The organism is Williamsia sp. (genome assembly GCF_036566845.1).
In the GTDB taxonomy this organism is placed as follows: Bacteria; Actinomycetota; Actinomycetes; order Mycobacteriales; family Mycobacteriaceae; genus Williamsia.
Window position 1 is genome coordinate 13,733 of the sequence record NZ_DATCVM010000094.1, and the last position, 17,970, is coordinate 31,702.

Below are 17,970 nucleotides of genomic sequence, written 5' to 3' on the forward strand. Positions count from 1 at the left end.
AGAGGAGATAATGTGACGAGTTCTTCAGTGGCCCAACCGATCTCGGGGGCCAAGCTGTCAGTCGCCGTGCCCGACGTCTCGGCGGCCAACGCCGCGTTGTGGCTGACCGCGACGACGTTCGTGGCCGCTCTGGCCTACTACTTCCTCGGATTCGATCAAGGGGCGGTGTCGGTCTTCGGGTCGGATACCCACGTCCACGAGTTCATCCATGACTCACGTCATTTCCTCGGATTCCCGTGCCACTGAGCAACTGACACCATGGAAAAGAAATTCATCGGCGCCGGCCTGCTCTCGGGTCTGGTCGCCGGAATAGTCGCGTTCATTTTCGCCCGTATCTACCTCGAACCGCTCGTCGACCGGGCCATCGGCTACGAAGAGAGCCGGTCGCACGCCGAGCTGGAGATCGCCGGCGGCGACCACGGCCACGAGCACGAGGTCTTCTCACGCACCATCCAGCAGAACATCGGTGCCGGAATCGGCACCGTGGCCTTCGGCCTCATCATGGGCGCGTTTTTCGCGGTGGCGTTCACAGTGCTCTGGTCGTACGTGGGACGTCGCCACCCGCAGACCGACCCGCGTGCGGTCGCCGGGCTGCTTGCGGCCTCCGGTTTCGTGGCCGTCTTCCTGATCCCGTTCTGCGCCTACCCGGCCAATCCTCCCGCAGTCGACCTCGAAGGCACGATCAACGGGCGGACCAGCGCATTCCTCACGATCACGGTGTTGTCCGTCGCGTTCATGATCGCCGCCTGGGTGCTCGCGTTCTATCTGTCGCCGAAAATCGGCGGGTTGTACTCCGCCATCGTGTCGGGCGCGGCGTACCTGGCGGCGGCCGGAATCGCCATCCTCCTGCTGCCCAAGTACGACGAGATATCCGGTGAGCTGCTCAACGGCGACATCATCGTCCTGTCCGGCTTCCCCGCGGACGCTTTCGGTGACTTCCGCTTCTACTCGGTGCTGAACCAGATCATCCTCTGGACCGTCCTCGGACTGGTGTTCGCGGTGATCTTGACGATGATCGGCAAGCGTCAGGCACGAGCAGCGCAGGCCCCGGCATCTGTGAGCGCCGGCTGAACCTGCGTCTGGTCACCGCGGCCCGTACCGGGCCGAACGCGGCACTGAGTTTCGGTGCCGACGATCCACTCGACAAACGCGGCCGCGCCGATTGTGCGCGGCTGCGTTTGTCTGTCTCCAGGCACGCTGACATCGCGCCGGAACGTTCGGCCGTCGAAACTGCTGAGCTGACCGGTTATGTGGGCCCGATCGAACCGATGCTCTCGTCCATCGACCTCGGTTCCTGGATCGGTTGTACGCCGGAACAGATTGATCCGGCGCAACTCGGCTCGTGGCTGGCAGATCCGGACTTCGCGTCGCATGGCGGTGAGAGCGTCACCGCATTCGTTGCACGACTGGGTGATTGGCTCGGAGGCTGTGCCGAGGCGGACTCGGTCGCGGTGGTGACCAGTGGCACCGCGCAAGGTCTGGTGGCAGCGGCGCTCGGCTGCGATTTCTGGAGTGTCGAGGTCGCGCCCGCTCGCGTGGTGAACCTGTCGCGGCGAGGTGCCCGGTGGCGGGTCCGATTCGGCTGAGGGGTACCGCCGAGGCGATCGGCGAACCTGGCACAAAAACTGAAACTTGTTCTAGTGTTGGGTTGCAGGAATTGTGTCGACGCCAGGGGAGCTGAGAATGTTCGAGTGGTCCGAAGAAGACCTGATGGTGCGGGACGCCGTCCGCGGATTCATCGACAAGGAGATACGTCCGCACGTCGACGAGCTCGAGACGGGCAACATGCCGCCCTACGACATCATCCGCTTGATGCTCAAGACCTTCGGTATCGACGCGATGGCAGCCGACGCGCTCGAGAAAGACTTCGCCCGCGAGGAGGCCGCGGCCGCCGGGGAGAAGACCGATGAACCGGCGAAGTCGGGTTCCGGTGGTGCGGGCATGACGTCGATGGCGTCAATTCTGAACATTGAGTTGTCCGGTGTGAGCATGGGAATCGTCGCCTCGATGGGCGTGAGCATGGGACTGACCCCGTCGACCATCCGGTCGCGCGGAACGCTGGCCCAGAAGAAGCGCTGGCTGCCGGATCTGGTCACCATGAACAAGGTCGGCGCCTGGGCCATCACCGAGCCGGATTCCGGCTCGGATGCGTTGGGCGGCATGAAGACAACGGTTCGGCGCGACGGGGAAAACTACATCCTCAACGGCCAGAAGACGTTCATCACGAACGGTCCGTTTGCCGATACCGCCGTGGTGTTCGCCAAGCTCGACGAAGGCGACGCCGATGTCGACCGACGCCATCGTAAAGTCCTCACCTTTGTTCTCGACAAGGGGATGGAGGGCTTCACGCAGGGCAAGCCGTTCAAGAAGATGGGCATCATGTCCTCGCCGACCGGCGAGCTGTTCTTCGACAACGTGAAAGTCGGCAAGGATCGCCTGCTGGGCGAAACCGAGGACACCGGCGGCGGTACCGGGGGTGAAGGCGCCAAGGCCGGATTCGTGCTCGAGCGCGTCGGGATCGCGTCGATCTCGCTGGGCGTCATCAACGAGTGTCAGCGGCTGTGCATCGACTACGCCAAGCAGCGCGTGCTGTGGGGCAAACCGATCTCGGAGTTGCAGCTGATCCAGCTGAAGCTCGCCGAGATGGAAGTCGCGCGGTTCAACGTCCAGAACATGGTGTTTCACGCTCTCGAACGGTCGAAGGCGGGCAAGCCGCTCGGACTCGCCGAGGCCTCCGCGATGAAGCTGTACTCCTCACGTGCGGCCACCGACGTGGCGATGGAAGCAGTGCAGCTGTTCGGCGGCAACGGCTATATGGCCGAATACCGGGTGGAGCAATTGGCCCGTGATGCGAAGTCGCTGATGATCTACGCCGGGAGCAACGAAATCCAGGTCACCCACGTGGCCAAGGGGGTTCTGGCCCGGTAGCCGGAAACGGGGGTTTCACACGGTCGTGTCCCCACAGGTGCGGGAACCATTGCGCCGGTGGGGCATGGCCGTCTTTCGTTGATGTGTCGTCCAAGGATAGATGTGCCGTCAGGGAATATTTACAAACAGACTGGACTGTTTCTTAATTCTTCGCTAGCCTCCTGATGTGGCTACCAGCACACCTGAACCCGGCGCACCCGACGCCAGCGTGTCCGAAGCCCGTGTGTCCGAGGCCGGCGACCCCGTCGCCGCCCCCGGTCGCACCCAGGCCCAGCGGACCGCGCAGATGCGGACCCGGCTCCTCGATGCGGCGATCGGCTCCCTCGTCGACAACGGCTACGCGGGGACCAGCACCCAGGAGATATCGCGCCGCGCGGGCGTCTCCAGAGGCGCGCAGCTGCACCACTTCCCGACCAAGGAGTCGTTGGTGGTCGCCGCTGTCGAGCATCTGGTGGAGCAGCGTCTCGCCGAACTGCTCGATGCGCATGTGGACGACGACTCTGCGGGCGTCGAACTGTTTCTCGACGCGTTCTCGGGCCCACTGTTCTACGCGGCGCTCGAACTGTGGATCGCAGCTCGCACCGATCAGGTGCTGCATGCCGCGGTACTGCCGCTCGAGGCGAGGGTGAATGAAGCCATCCGGGCCGGTGGTGCGGCCATCTTCGGTGACCGTATGTCGCCGGAAGCCATCGAGATCAGCGTCGAACTCGCCAGGGGACTGGCGGTCTCAGCCCTGTTCCGCAACAACACAACCGACCGGGAGATGCGTGAGCGCCTGATCCCGATCTGGGAGGCAATGGTGACCGACAAATGACTATCAGCCCCACACGCCCCGATCCGCTGGCTGCGCTGCCGTCCCAGGTGCACACGCTGATCGTCGGAACCGGCTTTGCCGGACTGGCCGCGGCGAACAAGCTGCTGACCGAAAAGACCTCGGCCGACGTCGTACTCATCGAACGCGCCTCGGACGTGGGCGGCACCTGGCGCGACAACACCTATCCCGGTGCGGCCTGCGATGTTCCGAGCAACCTGTACTCGTTCTCCTTCGCACCCAGCCCGGCGTGGACGAACAATTACGCGAGGCAGCCGGAGATCTTCGACTACCTGAAGTCGGTGGCGGACAGCCGCGGTATCCGCGAGCGCACCCTGTTCGACTGCGAGTTGCTCAGTGCGCGATGGGATCCGGTGGCCTCGCGGTGGAACGTCGAGACCACACGGGGCACGACGTCGGCGCAACTGCTGGTCGCGGCGACGGGAACCCTGTCGAATCCGAGCTTCCCGGATGTACCCGGGATCGGTGATTTCACCGGGACGATGTTCCACAGCGCCACCTGGGATCACGGTTTCGATCCGGAGGGAAGGCGCATCGCGGTGGTCGGAACCGGAGCCTCGGCCATTCAATTCGTTCCTGAATTAGCCGATCCTGCAGAACATCTGACCGTCTTCCAGCGCACACCGGCCTGGATCATCCCGCGACTGGACCGGCCGATCGGAACGTTCGAGCGCAGGCTGTACAGGGCGCTGCCGGTGGCGCAGAAGTTCGCCCGGGGTGGTCTCTACGTCTATCGCGAAGGCTACGTCGTGGCGTTGGCGAAGTTCACATTCCTGCTGCCACTGTTCAAGATGCTTGCCACGGGGCAGCTGCGCAGGCAGGTCAAGGACCCGGCGCTGCGGAAGAAGCTGACCCCCCGTTTCACCATCGGTTGTAAGCGGATGTTGTTGAGCAACACCTGGCTTCGGACGCTGTCCCGGCCGGATGTGGACCTCGTGGACAGCGGTATGTCGGCGATGACCGCAAACGGCGTCGTCGACGGACACGGTGTCGAGCACAAGGTCGACGCGGTGGTCTTCGGTACCGGATTCACCGCAACGGAACCTCCGGTGGCGCAGGTGCTGCACGGCGTAGACGGCAAAAGCCTGGCCGAATCCTGGAACGGCAGCCCCAGTGCGTACCGGGGGACGTCGGTGAACGGCTTCCCGAATCTGTTCCTGATGTACGGGCCCAACACCAATCTCGGACACAGTTCGATCGTGTACATGCTGGAATCGCAAGCCAATTACATCAATTCGGCGATTGCGCAGATGTCCGACCGGAAGCTGCTCAGCGTCGATGTGACGGAGCGAGCGCAAGAGGCCTACAACGCCGACATCGACCAACAGCTCACCGACACGGTCTGGAACGCCGGTGGCTGCTCCAGTTGGTACTTCGATCGCAAGGGCCGCAACTCCGTGATGTGGCCGACCTTCACGTGGGAGTTCCGCAAGCTCCTGCTCAGAGCAGACCTGAGCGATTTCGAACTCGTTCGCGGTGCGCCTGCCCCGCGGTCGCTGGAAAGTGAGCCCGCATGAACGACTACGACGTGGTGATCGTCGGATCCGGCTTCGGGGGATCGGTGGCCGCATTGCGCCTGGCCGAAAAAGGTTACAAGGTGGCGGTTCTGGAGGCCGGACGCCGCTTCGACGACGAAGAACTGCCGAAGACCAGCTGGCGCTTGCGAAAATACCTGTGGGCACCGTGGATGGGTTGCTATGGCATCCAGCGAATCCACCTCTTGCCCGATGTCCTGGTGATGGCGGGAGCGGGAGTGGGGGGTGGTTCGCTGAACTACGCCAACACGCTGTATCAGCCGCCGCAGCGCTTCTTCGAAGATCCGCAATGGGGCGACATCACCGACTGGTTCGACGAACTCGACCCGTACTACGACCAGGCCCGCCGGATGCTCGGTGTCGTCGACAACCCGAGCGTGACGGCTGCCGACAAGGTGATGCGTGAGGTCGCCGACGACATGGGTGTTGGTTCGACCTTCACCACCACACCGGTGGGGGTGCTGTTCGGGAATCCCGGGGAGCGGGTGCAGGATCCGTTCTTCGGCGGGGCCGGACCCGTGCGGACCGCCTGCACCGAATGTGGATCCTGCATGACCGGCTGCCGGGTGGGTGCCAAGAACACACTGGTGAAGAATTACCTGCACCTGGCAGAAAAGGCCGGCGTGACGGTGCTGCCGCTGACCACGGTGCGTGCGATCCGCCCGAGCGGCGAGGGCTACGAGGTCGTGACCCGACGGACCGGTGGCAAACTGCGGCGCCGGGAGAAGAACATCCGCGCCGGGCAGGTGGTGCTGGCGGCCGGAACCTACGGCACGCAGAAGTTGCTGCTGGCGATGAAAGAGACCGGTGAGCTTCCCGAGCTGTCCGATCGGCTGGGTTCGGTGGTGCGCACCAACTCCGAGGCGGTGCTGGCTGCTACGGCACGCAATCGCGACACCGACTACACCAACGGTGTCGCCATCACCTCATCGTTCCATCCCGACGATCACACACACATCGAGCCGGTGCGATATGGCAAGGGCAGCAACGCCATCGGACTCCTGCAGACGGTGTTGACCGACGGTGGTGGCCGAACGCCGCGGATTCTCAAGACGGTCGGGGTCGCCGTGCGTCATCCGGCTGCGTTTGTCCGGAGTCTGTCGGTGCGGCACTGGTCGGAGAAGACCGTCATCGCGCTCGTGATGCAGACCGACGACAACTCACTCGAGTTGGCGTCCAGGCGCGGTGTCTTCGGTCGCCGACTGACCAGCCGGCCCGGTTCCGGGAAGCCGCCACCGGAGTGGGTTCCGCAAGGACACGAGGCGATCCGGCTGCTGGCGGACAAGATCGACGGCGATCCGGGTGGATCGATGGCCGAGGTGGTCAACATCCCGATGACCGCGCACTTCCTCGGCGGCTGCGTCATCGGACCGGACGCCGATCGCGGGGTAGTCGATCCGTATCACCGCGTATTCGGACATCCCGGACTGCATGTGATCGACGGTTCCGCGGTGAGCGCGAATCTCGGTGTGAACCCGTCGCTGACCATCGCCGCACAGGCCGAGCGGGCGATTGCGCTGTGGCCCAACAAGGGTGAGGCCGATCCGCGTCCGAGGCTGGGTGAGGCGTACCTCCGGGTTTTCGCGGTGCCGCCGGTGGCGCCGGTTGTGCCCGCCGCTGCGCCTGCCGCGCTGCGCCTTCCGCTGCTCGTGACCGTTTCCGAAGTTGAAGGAGCCCACTGATGTGGAGTGTGGCCGAATCCGAAGATGTTCCGGCGCAGTTGCCGGTGAGTTCGCCGCCGCCGTGGCCCGCGACGGTGCGGGCCACGCTCTGGTGGCATCGGGCGACCGAGCAGGCAATCGCGCTCGGTGCCCGGGACTCGACCATCGATATCACCGTCGGAATGGTGGTGGACTACCTGGATTCGCCGGTCGGGCCCTACCGAGAGATCCTGGCCAGTCCGGTACTTCGCCGCCCGGGCGGGGGTCGCGGTGTGATGCCCAGGCTCTCGGTTCCGTTCATCGCCGTCGACTCGGCTGCCTCGGTGCACGGTGGCCGGGCGCACTGGAATCTGCCCAAGGTGCTGGGCGACTTCACCGGCGACGTCCTCGACGGTTCGGGGGCATCGGGCCGCGACTGGCTGGTGGAAACCCAGTCGGATGGGCGAGGCCCGTCGTTCCCGATCAGGGGCGGTCTCGGATTTGCCCAGCCGGTTGACGGCGGCCTGGAGATCGCGTCGACCAGACTGACCGGTCGGGCCCGCTATGCGAAAGTCACCGTCCTCGGGGAAGGCCCGACGTTGACCGGTTGGCTCAAACCCGGCACCCATCACGGCCTGCAGATCGTTTCCGGGACCATGGAAACCGGCATCGCCCGCACCATCATCTCATCCTGACCTCACCCCGCCGAGCGTGCCGAAATCACCGTCGAGCGTGCCGAAGGTGCACGGGATCGACTGTGACCCTGGTATTTTCGGCCCACTCGACGGTATCTTTGGCACGCTCGGCGGTTCGTTGGGCATGCTCGGTGGGATGGGCACGCTCGACGGTGATTTCGGCACGCTCGGCGGAGGGTGGGTCAGGTGGTGATGGCGCGCCAGACGCGGGGCGGGTTCATGGGCAGCTGGTGGATGCGGACGCCGATGGCGTTGCGGATGGCACTTTCCAGGGCCGGGGCCACCGGGTTGTATGGCGCCTCGCTCATCGACTTCGCGCCGAGTGGGCCGACGGAATCGTAGGTGTCGGCGAAATAGACGTCGGTACGAGGGACGTCTGCCAGTTGAGGAATGTGATAGCTCCGCAGCTCCTGGGTGATCACGTGCCCGTCGGTGAGGATCATCTCCTCATACAGGGCCGTTCCGATGGCTTGGGCCGCACCGCCTTCGATCTGTCCGCGACACTGCTGCGGGTTCATGACCACGCCGGCGTCGGCGGCCTGCAGGGACTGCAGGATCCGCACCTCACCGGTACCGGTGTTGACCGCCACCCGGAACGCGTGCACGTTGTAGGCCACCGACCGTGGGCTGCCGTCGTGGGTGCCGCTGCATTCGAGGGCGCCACCGGCCGCAGCCGCCACTCCGGCGAGATCGATGAACGCCGGGCCGGCCTGTACACCCTGAGGTCCGAGCACACACTCGGCCGGGTCGGCCCCGAGTTGTGTTGCGGCGAGCTCGATGATGAGCCGACGGAGTTCGGTGCACGCAGAGTTCAGGGCTTTGCCCGCGACCACGGTGCCGGCCGATCCGAACGCACCGGTGTCGTGGCCGACCACGTCGGTGTCGGATTGCTTGATGACGATCTGGCTGGGCGCGCAGCCGAGTGCGGAGGCGGCGATCTGGGTGAGAACCGTGGTGGTTCCGTTTCCGAACTCGGCGGTACCCACCGCAGCGACGTAGGCACCTTCAGCGGTGAGGGTCATCAGCGCATCGGCGTGGTGACCGCGCGGCGGAATCGTGGCGATCATGGTCGTGGCCATGCCTTCGCCGATGCGCCAATCAGGCTGGGATGCGAGAGCATCACCGTTGCGGGTGGAATCTGTACGCCCCGACTGCAGTGCACCCTGAGCCAGGTCCAGGCACTGGTCGAGTCCGTAGCTGCCGTATTCGAGATCGTCGGATTCGACTTCCCAGGTGACAAACGGATCTCCGGGCACAGTGGTGTTGATACGTCGCATCTCGAACGGGTCGATGCCCAGCCGGGCGGCGAGTTCGTCGATCGCACCCTCGACCCCGAACGAGACCTGCCCGAGCCCGTAGCCTCGGAACGCACCTGACGGAATGTTGTTGGTGTACACCGCTCGTGCGTCGACGTGCTTGTTCGCGCAGCGATACAACGCGATCGATTCACCACACGAGTGGAACAGCACACCGGTGCTGTGATTGCCATAGGCGCCCGCATCCGACAGCACCGAGACCGACAGCGCGGTCAGGACCCCGTCGGATCCGGCGGCCGCCGTGACGTCGATGCGCATCGGATGACGGCAGGGCGCGATGGTGAACTGGTCGCTCCGGGTGAATTCATAGACCGCATTGCGGCCGGTCTTGAGCATGGCCAGCAACACCAGGTCCTCGGTGAGCAGCTCCTGCTTGCCACCGAATCCGCCCCCGACCCGGGCGGTGTGGACGCGGACATCGGCGGCGCGTAGCCCGAAGATGTGGCACAACTCGTCCCGGATCAGGAAGGGAACCTGGGTGCTCGACCGAATGACCAAGCGGCCTTCGTCATCTCGCCAGCCGACCGCCCCGTGGGTTTCGAGATGTGCGTGTTGGACGCGCGCGCTCTGCCACCGCCCCGTGACCACCGTGCCACCGGCGGCCCGGGCTTGTTCGATGCCGGCATCCACATCGCCGGTCGTGCCCTCGAATCCGGCAACCAGATTGCTCTGTGGATCCGCGATGCGGACGCCTGGGCCCTTGTCGCCGTGGATCAGTGGCGTGCCGGGTTCTGTGGCCAGTGCCGGATCGAAGTTGGCAGGCAGGATCTTGTATTCGGCGGTGATCAATTCGGCGGCACGGCGGGCGATCGCGATCGAGTCGGCGACGACGGCCGCGACCCGCTGACCGACGAATCGAACGGTGGTGTCGAAGACGTACGTGTCGTCGGGATCGTCGAGGCGATTCTCGTGACGAGCAGTGGAGAACGGGACACCGGGATCGTCCCGATGGGTCAGGACCGCACGGACCCCGGGCATCTGCTCGGCCGCGGTGGTGTCGATCGACAGGATCCGGGCATGGGGGTGCGGGCTACCGACCACCGCGATGTGTCCGAGGTCGGCGGGCTGAAGGTCCATCGTGTACGGCTCGGTACCGGTGACGATGCGCTTCGCCGCCGGCGCCGGGATCGACCGGCCCACCGTCGGGCCCGGATCACCGGTGGAGACCTTCTCGGTCCCCACGACACCGTCGATCGCGTCGCAGATGGAGCGGTATCCGGTGCAGCGGCACAGGTTCCCCTTGAGGCTCTGCCGGAGATCGTCGCGCTGAGCCCGGTCGAGCGCGCTGACCGTGACCACCATGCCGGCGGTGCAGAACCCGCACTGGAATCCGGCCGCATCGACAAATCTCTGCTGGAGGGGATGCAGGTTGTCGGGGGTGCCGAGGCCGGACACGGTGGTGATCTCGGCCTCGGACACCCGGAATGCCGGGATCAGGCACGAATGGTGCGGTTCACCGTCGATCAGGACCGAACAGGCGCCGCAATCACCGGCGTCACAACCCTTCTTGACGCTGTCCTCGCCCTGGTCGCGGATGAATGTGCGCAGGCACTGGCCCGGCGTGGGGTGGGCTTCGACGGGCTTTCCGTTGATCTTCATGTGTTTCAGTCCTTCACGAACCGGCCAGCTCGACCACGACGTCCCGGGTCAGTACGCCGGTGACGTGACGTCGCCAGTCCGCGGCCCCATGAGCATCGGAATAGTACGCCTGCGGTGGTATCGCCGAATCGACCTGGGCGGCAACCTCGTCGGGTTCCATGGATTTGGTGCTGATCACAAACGGCACGCGGGTGGCGGCGGTGACCGAGATCAGCGCACCGGCAGGCTCTCGGCGTCCGATCACCACCACACCGGATCGTCCCAGGGGCGACATGGCCATCTTGCGCAGTGTGGTGGGCTGTGTGAGCGCTGACGCCGGAATCATGATGGAGCGCAGTACATCTCCGGGTTCGAGGGCGGTCTGGTTCTGTGCCACGACGAACTCCGGGACCGAAAGGCGTTGATCGCTGCCATCTGCCTTCCAGACCAGCAGCACCGCGTCGAGCGCCGAGGTCATCGAGATCATCGCCCCCGCCGGGAAACCGAGGCAGATGTTGCCGCCAACACTGGCGTTCTTCCAGATCTTGAACGACGCCACGAGCGCTCGGGCCGCCGCGGAAAAAACCGGGGTGGCGCGCCATTCCGGTGGGTACTCCGCGGCGATGAGCCTCTCGATGGTGCAAGTGGCGGCTATCTCCAGGCCTTGCTCGGTGACGGTGAGGTCGGGCCAGTCGAGTCCACGCAGGTCGATCAGTCGCCGCAGGTGCATCTGCGGCTCACTCATCAACCAGGTGCCGCCCGACAACAGGCCGTCGGTGGCACTCAGCCCGGTCAGATCGGCGCGTGTACGCGGTGTTTCGATGCTTTCAATCGTGTGGAGATCCATCATCCCGCCTTGGCTATCAGCGCGTCGTGCGCGGCGGCGACTTTGCGGGCGGTGTCTTCGGCGTCGATGGTGGTCAATTCACCGCCGCTGACAACTGTCTTGCCGTTGACCCACAGACGTTCGATGGGCGGGACGTCGCCGAGTACGAGTGCCGCCACCGGATCTTCGATACCGCTGTGGCCCAGACCGTCGATGCGCCACAGCACCAGGTCGGCGAGTTTGCCGGGCTCGATGGATCCGAGCGTGTCCTGATACCCGAGTACCCGCGCCCCGCCCAGCGTTGCCAGCTCGAACGCCTCACGAGTGGTGAGTGCGGTCGGACCGCCGACGGCCCGTGCCATCAGCACTGCCTGATGGGCCTCTTCGAGAAGGCGGCTCGATTCGTTGGACGCGGCGCCGTCGACGCCCAGGCCGACGGGCACACCGGCCGCGATCAGGTCGTGGGTTCGCGCGATCCCGGCTCCCAAACGCCCGTTGGAGGTGGGGCAGTGCGCAACTCCGCTACCGGTGGCGGCGAGCGTTGAGATCGATGTGTCATCGAAGTGCACACCGTGAGCAAACCAGACGTCGTCGCCCAGCCAGCCAACGGTCTCCATGTATTCCAGCGGGGTACAACCGAAATGCTCAGCGGTGTAATCGGATTCGTCGACGGTTTCGGCGAGGTGCGTGTGGAGCCGCACATTCTTCTCGCGGGCCAGCTCTGCCGACGCGCGCAGCAGGTCCGCGGTGACGGAAAAAGGGGAACAGGGGGCCAGTGCGATCTTGACCATGGCATCCGGCGACGGATCATGCCAACGGTCGATCGCATCCGAACTCGCGGTCATGATCTGATCGATGGTCTCGACCACGCTGTCGGGCGGTAGGCCACCGTCCTTTTCGCTCAGATCCATCGATCCCCGGGTGGGATGAAAACGCAATCCGACCGCCTGCGCGGCGAGTATCTCGGCCGCGAGCAGGTCGCCCCCTTCCTTGGGGAAGACGTAGTGGTGATCGGTGCTGGTGGTGCAACCGGACAACGCCAATCGGCCCAGCGCCCCGGTCGCGGCGACGTGGACGCTGGCCTCATCGATGCCGGCCCAGACCGGATACAGCGTGGTCAGCCACTGGAACAGCGTGTGATCGGCGGCCAGGCCCCGGGTGATCCACTGGTACAGATGGTGGTGTGTGTTGATCAGGCCCGGCGTCAGGACGCACCCGGTCCCGTCGATGACCTCGGAATCGGCCGCGATCTGCGCGTCCACAGGCCCTTCGATCACGGCGGTGATCGAGTTGCCATCAAACACCACGGAACCGGAATGTAACTCCCGGCGCACGGCATCCATGGTGACGACGTAGACATTCTCGATCACGGTGCTCATGGCGTCACCGTACGACGGGCGCGTTACGAAAAAATGACAACCGACATCCTGGGGCCTGCTGAGGAATATCATCATTGAGTCGGGAAAACGGCTGCGGCCGATTGGCGGCCTCTTACCGGGAGGATCTGAAATGACAGAAACGACAATTGATCCCGCTTCGAAGTCCGAACCTGAACTGAAACGGGTGATGGGGCCCGGTCTGCTGCTCCTGTTCATCGTCGGCGACATCCTCGGGGCCGGTGTCTATGCGGTCACCGGCCAGATGATCGGCAATGTCGGAGGGATGGCGTGGGTGCCGTTCATCCTGGCGTTCGCGGTGGCCACCCTGACCGCATTCTCGTATCTGGAGCTGGTCACGAAATTCCCGAAGTGCGCGGGCGCGGCGCTGTACACACAGAAGGCGTTCCGGATCCACTTCCTGACCTTCCTGGTGGCGTTCGCGGTGGTCTGCTCCGGCATCACCAGCGCTTCGACGTCGTCGAACGTGGTCGCCGGCAACCTGCTCGAAGGGCTACACGAATCGTTCAGCAGCGCGGACGGATTGGGCTGGTTCGATGTGCCCACCGGCGATGGCGCACAGTTGGCGGTTGCCCTCGGGTTCATGCTCGTCCTGGCGTTGATCAACCTGCGCGGCGTGGGGGAGTCGGTCCGGTTCAACGTGATCCTCACCGCGGTGGAGATTCTCGCGCTGGCGATTGTCATCGTCATCGGATTCGTGGCCGCCGGACGGGGAACCGGTGAGGGCGACATCGGCAACCTGGTTGTGTTCGAGGACGCCAACGACAAGGGCTGGTTCCTGGCCACGACAATAGCGACGACCATCGCGTTCTTCGCGATGGTGGGTTTCGAGGATTCGGTGAACATGGTCGAGGAGACCAAGGAACCGCAGAAGATCTTTCCCAAAGTGATGCTTTCGGGACTCGGTGTGGCCTGCCTGATATACGTGTTTGTCGTTGTTGCGGTGATCGCGGTGTTGCCACTCGATTACGACTCCGGCGACGAAGGCATTCTCCTGCATGTGGTTCGAATCGGTGCGCCCTCGGTACCGATCGACGAGATATTCCCGTATCTCACCGTTTTCGCGGTTGCCAACACCGCCCTGATCAACATGCTGATGGCGAGCAGGTTGATCTACGGCATGTCGAAGCAACGGGTGCTGCCGCGAGCGCTGGGTGGGATTCTGCCGAACCGGCGGTCGCCGTGGAGCGCGATCATCTTCACCACCGTCCTGGCCCTCGGACTCATCATCGTGGTGAATCAGTTGTCGGACAACGACGTTGTGGCGGCGCTGTCGGGTACAACGGGCTTGCTGTTGCTCTGTGTGTTCGCCGTGGTGAACGTCTGCTGTCTCGTCCTCAAGCGCGGCGAAGACAAGACCTTCTTCCGGGCGCCGGTCTGGATTCCGGTACTCGGCGCGATCTTGTGCCTGTTCCTCGCCGGACCGTGGGCTCGCACCTCTGCGCAGATGATCCAGTACAAGATCGCGGGCGTGATGTTGTTGCTCGGCGTCGTGCTCTGGGGCGTGACCTACGTGGTGAATCGGATGGAGAACCGCCAGGGTGGGTTCCCAGAGGACGACAACGTTGTCGATGATCACAGCGCGAACGCGTAGGTGGGCATCAGCCGTCGGCGCTCACCTGGTGGAGGCAGGGTAGGGCAGATCGCTGCTGCGGCGTTCGTCGACCACCACCGTGCGGCCCAGCTGCGGAAATGCTCGCTGTGAGCAGGCGGGACGGTCGCAGACCTTGCACCCGGCGCCGATCGGCACCGTGATGGCTGGATCGTCCACCGCGATCCCGGTGGAGTAGACAAGGCGGTCGGCGTACGAGATGTCGCAGCCCAGCGCGATGACAAACATCTTCTCCGGCGCAAGATGGCCGGCCGACGAAGAGCGGACGGTCCGGGCTGTCCACAGGTAAGTCCGGCCATCCGGCATCTGGGCCACCTGGGTGAGTACGCGACCGGGCTGCGAGAAGGCCTCGTGCGCCACCCACAGCGGGCAGCTGCCGCCGACCCGCGAGAAGTGAAAAGCCGTGGCGGACTGACGCTTCGAAATGTTTCCTGCGCGGTCGATCCGGACGAAGATGAACGGCACGCCGCGGTTGCGGGGACGCTGCAGCGTGGACAGCCGGTGGCAGATGGTCTCGAAACCGACCCGGAAGGCCATACCCAGTTTGTCGACGTCGTAGCGCTGCGCCTCGGCGGTGGCCCGGAACTGCTCGTAAGGCAGGAGAAGTGCGCCGGCGAAGTAATTCGCCAGTCCGATCCGGGCCACCGGCACGGACTCGTCACTGAGGTTGTTCTCCTGCGCCAGAATGGAATCGATGCGGTCCGACTGATCCAGGAACGCGAGTTGGGTGGCCATCTGAAACGCCCGCTGTCCGGGATCGAGCCGGCTGCTGATGTGCAGGACATTGTTGGCAGCGTCGAATGCCCGCTTTGTCGGATGATCGCCATCGGAATCGCGATCGATGACGACGTGGACGTGGTGCTCCCGCGCCAGCAGTTCGGCGAGTTGGGTATCGAGTTCGCCGATCCGCAGGCCGTGCCGTTCGAACGTCGCCTCCGCGGCCCGGTCGAGCTCGGCGATGTGATTGCGCCGGTCGTAGAAGAAGTCGCGTACCTCCTCGAAGGGCATGGCGGGGAAGACCACGTGGGAGTTCTCCGACTGGTCGGGAGCTGCTCCGGCGCGGTAGGTCTCGAGTTCACTCTGGGCGGCATGCAGTCTGCGGTGCAGGGTGACGAGCGTCTGCCCGACTGCCGGCATCCTGGTCACGAGTTCGTCGAGTTCGGACTGCCTGATATCGGCTGCCTCGGAGTATTCGTGGAGCACCTCGCCGAGGTCGGCGATGAGCCGAGCGTCGGTATCGGCGGAAAAGAAGTTTGCGGGCAACTCGTAGGTGTCTGTCAGACGTAGAAGCACCGCCACCGTGAGCGGCCGTTGGTCGTTCTCGAGCTGATTGAGGTAACTGGTCGACAGGCCCAGGCTCTTCGCCAATGCCGACTGGGTCAGTGCCCGTTCTTCACGTAATCGGCGCAGTCGCGCGCCGACGAACATTTTTGCCACGCCTGAGAGCCTAGCTCGCGAGTGTTTGCAAAGTTCGCAAACTGGCCCGCAAAGATCCACAAAAATATGCCTCAGCAAGGTCTTTTAAGGTCGATACACCCCTGCGTACTGTGCAAATCATGATCAAACACATCGTTCGCACCCGTCGTAGCGCTGAAGACTTCCCGCAATCGGAGCACCTTGCGCAGAAGATCGCGCAAGTTGCTGCCGACACCGTCGCGGTCCCCGAGGCGACCGCAGAGATGGTGAGAAACCGGATCATCGACAACGCTGCCGTCAGTGCGGCGTCGGTGACGCGCCGACCGGTCACGGTCGCACGGACCCAGGCGATCGCCCACCCTGCCGTGAGCGGCGGTGCCGGCGTATTCGGTGTTGCCGGGAACTATTCACCGGAGTGGGCGGCCTGGGCGAACGGTGTTGCCGTCCGCGAACTCGATTACCACGACACATTCCTGGCAGCCGAGTACTCCCACCCCGGCGACAACATCCCCGCGCTCGTCGCAGTCGGCCAGCATCTGGGTGTGAGCGGAGCGGACCTGATCCGGGGTTTGGCAACCGCCTACGAGATCCAGATCGATCTGGTCCGCGGAATCTCCTTGCACAAGCACAAGATCGACCACGTCGCACACCTCGGCGCATCTGCGGCCGCGGGCCTGGGCACGATGTTGCACCTCGATGAGGAGACGATCTATCAGGCAGTCGGGCAGGCCGTCCATCTGACGACCGCCACGCGCCAGTCGCGTAAGGGACTCATCTCGAGTTGGAAGGCCTTTGCTCCGGCACAAGCCGGCAAGATCGCCGTCGAAGCGGTTGATCGCGCGATGCGTGGCGAAGGCGCACCCTCTCCGATCTGGGAGGGCGAAGACGGTGTGATCGCCTGGCTGCTCGACGGACCCGACGGCGCCTACGAGGTGCCACTGCCGGCACCGGGCGAAGAGAAGCGGGCGATCCTCGACAGTTACACCAAAGAGCACTCGGCCGAGTACCAGAGTCAGGCACCGATCGATCTGGCCCGGCGTCTGCGTGATCGCATCGGTGACCTCGACCAGATCGCATCCATCGTCCTGCACACCAGCAATCACACCCACGTTGTCATCGGCACCGGCTCGAATGATCCACAGAAGTTCGACCCCAACGCATCTCGTGAGACGCTCGATCATTCCGTCATGTACATCTTCGCTGTTGCGCTGCAGGACGGAGCGTGGCATCACGAGACCTCGTACTCGCCCGAGCGCGCCCATCGCCCCGACACCATCGAACTCTGGAACAAGATCTCGACGGTCGAAGACGCGGAATGGACGGAGCGCTACCACAATCCAGATCCCGAGCAGCGCGCCTTTGGCGCCCGCGCGGTGGTCACCCTCGCCAGTGGTGAGGTGATCTCGGACGAGCTGGCCGTCGCCGACGCGCACCCACAGGGGGCTCGCCCGTTTGCACGTAAGCAGTACGAAGGCAAGTTCACCGACCTCGCCTCCGGTGTGATCGACACCGCGGAGCAAGAGCGGTTCCTGGCTGCAGTAGCCGGCGTGGCCGATCTGCCGGCGGGTTCGCTCGGTGACCTCGACCTGCTGGTGCGTCCGGATGTTCTCGCGCTGGCGCCCACGGTCCCGAACGGAATCTTCTGATGGGTGGTCATCTTCTCGGCGCCGATGTCAGCGCCACCGATCGTCGCATCGCGTTACGAGCCGGGCTGAGGAGCGAGTCGATCGTCCGGATGCCCGGGGCGTACTCGCCACTGGTGGCAAAGCTGGTGGCCGACATCGGGTTTGAAGGTGTCTACATTTCCGGTGCGGCGTTGTCCGCAGACCTGGGTCTGCCGGATATCGGATTGACCACCCTGACCGAGGTAACTGATCGTGGCCGCCAGATCGCCGCGGCCACCAACCTGCCCACGCTCATCGACGCAGACACCGGATTCGGTGAACCGATGAGTGCGGCGCGAACCATCACGATGCTCGAAGATGCAGGGTTGTCGGGATGCCACCTCGAGGATCAGGTGAACCCGAAGCGCTGCGGCCACCTCGACGGCAAAGCTGTGGTCCCGGCCGAACAGATGCTCGGACGTATCAAAGCCGCTGTGTCAGCGCGCCGAGATCCGGAGTTCGTCATCTGCGCCCGGACCGATGCCCGCGCCATCGAGGGGTTGGATGCGGCCATCGACCGCACCAAGGCCT

The 17,970-nt window shown here is 64.5% G+C and carries 15 protein-coding genes; 11 read left to right on the forward strand and 4 right to left on the reverse strand.

The genetic code is table 11. The annotated features are described in order from the left end of the window. Positions 1 to 12 precede the first annotated feature (12 nt). The 8 genes from VIQ49_RS07910 to VIQ49_RS07945 all read left to right on the forward strand — a co-directional run bounded on the left by VIQ49_RS07910 (position 13) and on the right by VIQ49_RS07945 (position 7,630). On the forward strand, positions 13 to 246 hold the full coding sequence (locus VIQ49_RS07910; protein WP_331882876.1) for a CbtB domain-containing protein: 234 nt from the start codon (positions 13 to 15) through the stop codon (positions 244 to 246). Between the two features lie 12 nt (positions 247 to 258). Next, positions 259 to 1,071, forward strand: coding sequence for a CbtA family protein (locus VIQ49_RS07915; protein WP_331882879.1), 813 nt, complete (start codon positions 259 to 261; stop codon positions 1,069 to 1,071). Positions 1,072 to 1,115: 44 nt separating this feature from the next. Beyond that, positions 1,116 to 1,586 carry a histidine phosphatase family protein gene (locus VIQ49_RS07920; protein ID WP_331882906.1) on the forward strand — a complete coding sequence of 157 codons (471 nt, stop codon included), beginning with the start codon at positions 1,116 to 1,118 and terminating at the stop codon, positions 1,584 to 1,586. A gap of 97 nt (positions 1,587 to 1,683) precedes the next feature. After that, positions 1,684 to 2,928 carry an acyl-CoA dehydrogenase family protein gene (locus tag VIQ49_RS07925; protein WP_331882882.1) on the forward strand — a complete coding sequence of 415 codons (1,245 nt, stop codon included), beginning with the start codon at positions 1,684 to 1,686 and terminating at the stop codon, positions 2,926 to 2,928. Positions 2,929 to 3,214: 286 nt separating this feature from the next. Then, complete coding sequence (locus VIQ49_RS07930; protein ID WP_331882909.1) at positions 3,215 to 3,742, forward strand: TetR/AcrR family transcriptional regulator; 528 nt, start codon at positions 3,215 to 3,217, stop codon at positions 3,740 to 3,742. Next, positions 3,739 to 5,277: an NAD(P)/FAD-dependent oxidoreductase gene (locus VIQ49_RS07935; protein WP_331882885.1), complete on the forward strand. Its 1,539-nt coding sequence runs from the start codon at positions 3,739 to 3,741 to the stop codon at positions 5,275 to 5,277. Before VIQ49_RS07930 ends, VIQ49_RS07935 begins: the two co-directional genes overlap by 4 nt. Beyond that, the gene (locus VIQ49_RS07940) at positions 5,274 to 6,977 is read left to right on the forward strand and encodes a GMC family oxidoreductase (RefSeq protein ID WP_331882888.1); all 1,704 of its coding nucleotides are present in this window, start codon (positions 5,274 to 5,276) and stop codon (positions 6,975 to 6,977) included. The genes VIQ49_RS07935 and VIQ49_RS07940 overlap by 4 nt, the downstream gene beginning before the upstream one ends. Then, positions 6,977 to 7,630 carry a hypothetical protein gene (locus VIQ49_RS07945; RefSeq protein WP_331882890.1) on the forward strand — a complete coding sequence of 218 codons (654 nt, stop codon included), beginning with the start codon at positions 6,977 to 6,979 and terminating at the stop codon, positions 7,628 to 7,630. The genes VIQ49_RS07940 and VIQ49_RS07945 overlap by 1 nt, the downstream gene beginning before the upstream one ends. Before the next feature lie 182 nt (positions 7,631 to 7,812). Here VIQ49_RS07945 and VIQ49_RS07950 read toward each other — a convergent pair whose 3' ends face one another. Genes VIQ49_RS07950 through VIQ49_RS07960 form a run of 3 tightly spaced genes read right to left on the reverse strand, consistent with a single transcriptional unit; the run spans position 7,813 to position 12,729 of the window. After that, positions 7,813 to 10,545, reverse strand: a complete 2,733-nt coding sequence (locus VIQ49_RS07950; RefSeq protein ID WP_331882892.1) for a molybdopterin-dependent oxidoreductase — start codon at positions 10,543 to 10,545, stop codon at positions 7,813 to 7,815. A 13-nt stretch (positions 10,546 to 10,558) separates the two neighbouring features. After that, complete coding sequence (locus VIQ49_RS07955) at positions 10,559 to 11,371, reverse strand: FAD binding domain-containing protein (protein WP_331882912.1); 813 nt, start codon at positions 11,369 to 11,371, stop codon at positions 10,559 to 10,561. After that, positions 11,371 to 12,729, reverse strand: coding sequence for an 8-oxoguanine deaminase (locus VIQ49_RS07960; RefSeq protein WP_331882895.1), 1,359 nt, complete (start codon positions 12,727 to 12,729; stop codon positions 11,371 to 11,373). Before VIQ49_RS07960 ends, VIQ49_RS07955 begins: the two co-directional genes overlap by 1 nt. 130 nt (positions 12,730 to 12,859) lie before the next feature. Here VIQ49_RS07960 and VIQ49_RS07965 point away from each other — a divergent pair, with 130 nt between their 5' ends. After that, on the forward strand, positions 12,860 to 14,341 hold the full coding sequence (locus tag VIQ49_RS07965; RefSeq protein ID WP_331882897.1) for an APC family permease: 1,482 nt from the start codon (positions 12,860 to 12,862) through the stop codon (positions 14,339 to 14,341). Positions 14,342 to 14,362: 21 nt separating this feature from the next. On the opposite strand, the gene VIQ49_RS07970 is transcribed toward VIQ49_RS07965, so the two are convergent. Continuing rightward, the gene (locus VIQ49_RS07970) at positions 14,363 to 15,796 is read right to left on the reverse strand and encodes a short-chain fatty acyl-CoA regulator family protein (RefSeq protein WP_331882900.1); all 1,434 of its coding nucleotides are present in this window, start codon (positions 15,794 to 15,796) and stop codon (positions 14,363 to 14,365) included. 119 nt (positions 15,797 to 15,915) lie between these two features. Between VIQ49_RS07970 and VIQ49_RS07975 the strand changes: the two genes are divergently transcribed. Then, the gene (locus tag VIQ49_RS07975) at positions 15,916 to 17,421 is read left to right on the forward strand and encodes an MmgE/PrpD family protein (RefSeq protein ID WP_331882902.1); all 1,506 of its coding nucleotides are present in this window, start codon (positions 15,916 to 15,918) and stop codon (positions 17,419 to 17,421) included. Then, a partial coding sequence (locus tag VIQ49_RS07980) for an isocitrate lyase/phosphoenolpyruvate mutase family protein (protein WP_331882904.1) occupies positions 17,421 to 17,970 on the forward strand: 550 nt, incomplete at its 3' end. The genes VIQ49_RS07975 and VIQ49_RS07980, both read left to right, overlap by 1 nt.